This window comes from Pseudomonas sp. 24 E 13 (assembly GCF_900004715.1).
GTDB classification, from domain to species: Bacteria; Pseudomonadota; Gammaproteobacteria; order Pseudomonadales; family Pseudomonadaceae; genus Aquipseudomonas; species Aquipseudomonas orientalis_A.
Genome location: NZ_CVTO01000105.1, coordinates 1 through 5,447 on the forward strand (window position 1 = coordinate 1; position 5,447 = coordinate 5,447).

Below are 5,447 nucleotides of genomic sequence, written 5' to 3' on the forward strand. Positions count from 1 at the left end.
CATCAGCAGGCTGCGCAGTTCTTCATTCATCACCAGCAGCTCGGTGATTGCACTGCGGCCGTGGTAACCACCGCCCGGCGTGTCGGCGCGGGGCCGATAAAGCATGATCGGGCGCTCATCGGTAAAGCGGTCCAGGCCATGCTCGGCGATCAGCTCGGGCGGTGCTTCGAAGGCTTCCCGGGTGGCCGGGTCGAGGCGGCGCACCAGGCGCTGGGCCAGGATGCCGTTGACGGTCGAGGCAATCAGGTAGCTTTCGACGCCCATGTCGAGCAGCCGCGTGATACTCGCCGCCGCACTGTTGGTGTGCAACGTGGACAGCACCAAATGCCCGGTCAGCGACGATTGAATAGCGATGCGGCAGGTTTCCAGGTCGCGGATTTCGCCGATCATAATCACGTCCGGGTCCTGACGCACGATGGAGCGCAGCGCGCCGGCAAAGTCCAGGCCGATGGCCGGCTTGACCTGAATCTGGTTGATGCCTTCCAGTTGATATTCGACCGGGTCTTCAACCGTGATGATCTTGCGCTCGGCGGTGTTGAGCCGTGACAGCGCGGTGTACAGGGTGGTGGTCTTGCCCGAGCCGGTCGGGCCGGTGACCAGCAGGATGCCGTGGGGCCGTTCCAGCACTTCGAGGAAGGTTTCCAGGCGCTGGCCATCAAAACCCAGGCTCTGGAAATCGAACTGCACGGTCTGCCGATCAAGCAGACGCATCACCACCGACTCGCCAAAGCTGGTGGGCACCGTGGACACCCGCAGGTCGAGTTCCTTGCCCTGGATGCGCAGCATGATCCGGCCGTCCTGGGGCAGACGCCGCTCGGCGATGTCCAGGCGCGCCATGATTTTCACCCGCGAAATCACGGCGGCGGATGAGCTCGACGGTGGCGCCTCGGCCTCGTGCAGCACGCCGTCGATGCGGTAACGCACCTTGAGCTGGTTTTCGAAGGGTTCGATATGGATGTCCGAGGCGCGATGTTCCACCGCGCGCTGCAGGATCAGGTTGACCAGGCGAATCACCGGCGCCTCGGAGGCCATGTCCTTGAGGTGTTCGATGTCTTCCAGCGCGCCGCTGTGCTCGTCGAGATTTTCGATCAGCGTGCCCATGGCCGAGCGTCCCTGGCCGTAGTAGCGCTCGATCAGGGTTTCGACCTCGTTGCGCGGGCCGACCGCCAGCCACACCGGCACGCCGCAGGCATAGGCCAGGGCCTGGAACGGGTAGACCAGCGACGGGTTGGCCGCCAGCACGCGCAGGCCACCCTGGCTCCAGCCCACGGGCACCACCTGGTAGTGGCGCATAAAGCGCTCGGTCAGGCTCGGTAACGGGTCAAGCAAGGGTGGCGCGGCGTCGGCCAGCAGCAGCGGCGCGCCGAGCAAGTCGGCCCAGGCGCGGGCCAATTCGACTTCGGAGACCAGCCCCAGGCGGGTCAGCAGGCCAAGTAATTCAGAGTCGCCGCCTTCTTGGGACAGGCGACGGGCGCGCTCCAGGTCCACGGTTTTCAACCCGGCCTGTTGCATCAGCCACGCGCAGACCTGTTCGGTATCCGGGACGTGCATCTGGCAGGCATCGATGGGCGTTGAGGGACTGAGCATGGGTAAAAATCTGAAGGGCTGTAAAAACCTCCTGTAGGAGCGAGCTTGCTCGCGAAGGACTCAAGGACACCGCGCTCATCCAGAATGTCCGCGTCATCGTTGACGTTCTTCGCGAGCAAGCTCGCTCCTACAGGGTCAGGCTTACTTGGTGGGGGTGGCCGTTGTATTCAACGGGCGGCCACCCTTGGTGGTTTCGGCTTTCTGCTTTTTCGCCGCCTTGGCGTCGTGGGTCTGGGTCAGCACGGTGGAGTCGGTAGCACCCGACGTCGCATCGGCGTCGGTTGATTCAGCGGCCATGGCCGCGCCACTCAGTGCAACGCCCAGCACGAGGCCGGCACCCAACAGGGACATTTTCATAAACATTCTCCAGTTCAAAAACAGCGGACAGCTCAAGTGGCACCTTGAATTCGATCAAGACCCTACACCAAAGCGTTGTGTATGACAGCTTGTATAAAACATGGCCTTTTAGAACTACCGGGCAACGCCACTAGTTTGCCATGCCGCCATATATTTTCTTAAACCAATCGACTGGTAGGTTTATGCTTAGTTCCGAAAGGTAAGGAAATATTTCTTATTTCACGCAAAAATTAGCTTTTGTTTGACTTATAACCGCAAGAATTGCCTTAATTATGCCGTTTTAGCGATTCAAAACGCCATCGCGTGATGCCACTTAGACACTACCCATAACAACAACTCATACAATTATTAAACTTTTAATACTGCGGAACCTGCCAAGTAGTCGCAATTAGCCATCGGTTAAACATTGCGCTCAAGGCGGACTATTGCCCGTAAAAAAGTGACGAGCGCGCTGTGTAAAACGCGCGTTTTGGCGCCCTATTTCAATAAACAGTTGTCGGAGAATTCCATGAACAAACGCAAGATGATCGGTGCGCAGTCGGCCTTTGCCCTGCTGGCACTGGCCGTGTCCCAGGTGCATGCGGCCACCAGCCCGGCCCTGGATGAGGGCCGGGTGAGCCGCGCAGAAAAGGCCGCGGATAAAACCCTGGCGAAGATGACCATGGAAGAGAAACTCGCCTACATCGGCGGCACTGGCGGTTGGGACGTCAAGCCGTTGACCCAATACGGCATCCCGCAGATCCACGGTGCCGACGGCGGTGTCGGCGTGCGCTACACCAGTGAAGGCAACGCCCAGGGCGTGGTGTACCCGTCCGGGCCGAACCTGGCAGCCAGCTGGAACCCGCGTCGCGCCATCGACCTGGGCCGTGCCCTGGGCTACGACACCGCCAGCGGCGGTTATCAGTTCGTCACCGGCCCCGGCGTCAACCTGTACCGCATGCCGTACAGCGGCCGTGCGTTCGAGTATCTGTCGGGTGAAGACCCCTTCCTCGGCGCCAGCCTGGGGCCGGCCGTGATCAACGGGATTCAGTCGCGCGGCGTGTGGGCCAACGCCAAGCATTTCGCCGCCAATGACCAGGAAAGCAACCGCTTCCATCTCAACGAAACCATCAGCGAGCGCGTGCTGCGCGAGATGACCCTGCCGCCTTTCGAGTCCGCCGCGAAGAACAGCAAAGTCGCGATGATGATGTGTGCATTCCAGAAAGTGAACGGCGAGTTCGCGTGCCAGAACAAGCACCTGATGCGCGACATCCTGAAAACCGAATGGGGCTATCCGGGCTTCGTCCAGAGTGACTACAACGCCGTGGTCGACGGCTTGCCGGCAGCACAGGCCGGTACTGACCTGGACATGATGGGCTACCAGATGAACAGCACCGTCCTCAAGCCGTACCTGGACAGTGGCGAGCTGAGCAGCGCGACCATCGATGACAAGGTGCGCCGCATCCTCAAGCAGATCTACCTGTACAAGTTCGACAGCAAAGCCCCGCTGACCAGCCACAACATGAACAGCGCCACCAGCAACCGCACGGCGCTCAATGCCGCGCGCGAAGGCATCGTGCTGCTGAAAAACCAGAACAGCCTGCTGCCGCTGGACGCGAAGAAGGTCAAGCGCATCGCGGTGGTCGGCACCCTGGCCAAGTACGCGCCGCCTACCGGTTTCGGCAGCGCCAACGTGATGGCCGCCAACTACATCAGTGAGCTGAGCGGCTTGCAGCAACTGGCCCCAGGCGCCAAGGTCGAGTTCATCGACGGGCTGTCGCTGGACCCGGCCGCCTCCAGCTGGACCCATGCCGACAGCAACGGCAATAGCGTCAAAGGCCTGAAGACCGAGTTCTTCAGCAACACCAACTGGTCCGGTGACCCGGCTGCCACCCGCACCGACGCGCACGTCAACCTCGACTGGTCCACCGACAGCCTGCCAGTCAATGGCGACACTGCCGCCACGTCGATTCGCTACAGCGGCCAGATCACCCCGACCGTCAGCGGCGAACAGGTGTTCAAGGTCCGCGCCGACGGTGCGGTACGCCTCTACGTCAACGGCAAGAAAGTCCTCGACAACGGCGACGGCAAGCCGCTGCCGAACAACAGCATTCCGCCGACCATCCCGGTGTTCGCCAAGGTCAATCTTGAAGCCGGCAAACCGGTCGACATCAAGCTCGAATACTCGCGCCGCAACGGCTACCTCTCCACCATGGGCGGCCTGGTTGGCGTGCAGATGAGCTGGGCATCGCTGGTTGCGCCACAGGACCTGGCGCAGTACGACGCCGTACTGGTAGCAGCCGGCAACAGCAATGAATACGAGGGCGAAGGCTTCGACCACAGCTTCGACCTGCCGGAATACCAGAACCTGCTGATCCAGAGCATCGCCAAGGTCAACCCGAACACCGTGGTCACCCTGCATGGCGGCACCGGCTTGAAGATGAGCGACTGGATCGACCAGGTGCCGGCCGCACTGCACGCCTTCTACCCTGGGCAGAACGGCGGCCAGGCCCTGGCAGAGATCCTGCTGGGCAAGGTCAACCCGTCGGCCAAGCTGCCGATCAGTATCGAACGCAACATCGAAGACAACCCGATCTACGCGACTTTCCCCACGTTCGACAATCAGGAAACCCTGAGCGAGATGAGCTACAAGGACGACCTGTTCCTGGGCTATCGCGGCTACGAGAAGAAGGGCATCAAGCCGCTGTATCCGTTCGGTTATGGCTTGTCGTACACCACCTTCGGCTACAGCAACATCAGCGTCAGCCCTGGCGTCGCCGTGGCCGGTGCGCCGATCAAGGTGTCGTTCGATCTGGCCAACACCGGCAAGGTCGCCGGCGCCGAAGTGGCCGAGCTGTACGTGGGCCAGAACAACCCGAAAGTCGAACGCGCGATCAAGGAACTCAAGGGCTACAAGAAAGTGTTCCTCAAGCCTGGCCAGAGCAAGCGCGTGACCATCGAGCTCAACGACCGCTCGCTGGCCTACTACGATGTGGCCAGCAAGCAGTGGGTGGTGGATGCCGACAGCTTCAACCTGTCGGTGGGCGCTTCGTCCCAGGACATCCGCCTGAACGCCAAGCTGGTCAACCCGTTCCGCCAGGAACTGTCGACCACCACCAGCAACCCGCTGCCGCGTTCGGCGCTGAACTCGACGTTGCGTGAATCGACGGTGAAGACCGGCGGCGTATTGCATCAAAATGAAGGGGACAGCGGCACCAGCGACGGTGATGGCTATGACATGAGCGATGACAGCAGCCAGGGCAGTGCTGCGGGCAACTGATCGCTGTGAGAGGGGGCAAGCCCCCTGCCACATGATCGTTCCCACGCTCTGCGTGGGAATGCCGCCTGGGACGCTCCGCGTTCCGCCGACAACTCAATGCGTACAGGTGACGCAGAGCGTCACGGGATGCATTACCACGCGGAGCGTGGGAACGATCAATGACACTGCAGCGCTCAACCGTAACCACGATGCGAAGCGAGCCGCTCTTGATCTTGATCTGCTTTTGATCTCAGGCGCCCCGTTA

At 61.3% G+C, this 5,447-nt stretch carries 3 protein-coding genes; 1 reads left to right on the forward strand and 2 read right to left on the reverse strand.

Translation table 11 applies throughout. From position 1 onward, the window contains the following. Both BFP90_RS09730 and BFP90_RS09735 read right to left on the reverse strand, forming a co-directional pair. Positions 1-1,551, reverse strand: a 1,551-nt coding sequence (locus BFP90_RS09730; protein ID WP_065896548.1) for a GspE/PulE family protein, incomplete at its 3' end; no start/stop codon positions are given. Between the two features lie 177 nt (positions 1,552-1,728). Continuing rightward, the gene (locus BFP90_RS09735) at positions 1,729-1,944 is read right to left on the reverse strand and encodes a hypothetical protein (protein WP_065892505.1); all 216 of its coding nucleotides are present in this window, start codon (positions 1,942-1,944) and stop codon (positions 1,729-1,731) included. Positions 1,945-2,452: 508 nt separating this feature from the next. Here BFP90_RS09735 and BFP90_RS09740 point away from each other — a divergent pair. Next, positions 2,453-5,203 (forward strand): beta-glucosidase, encoded by a 2,751-nt coding sequence (locus BFP90_RS09740; RefSeq protein ID WP_065896541.1) that lies wholly within the window; start codon positions 2,453-2,455, stop codon positions 5,201-5,203. Positions 5,204-5,447: the final 244 nt, after the last annotated feature.

Excerpts from the sequence above, each read along its gene's own strand:
- BFP90_RS09735 (WP_065892505.1), bottom strand. The coding sequence starts at position 1,944 with ATGAAAATGTCCCTGTTGGGTGCCGGCCTCGTGCTGGGCGTTGCACTG.
- BFP90_RS09740 (WP_065896541.1), top strand. The coding sequence starts at position 2,453 with ATGAACAAACGCAAGATGATCGGTGCGCAGTCGGCCTTTGCCCTGCTG.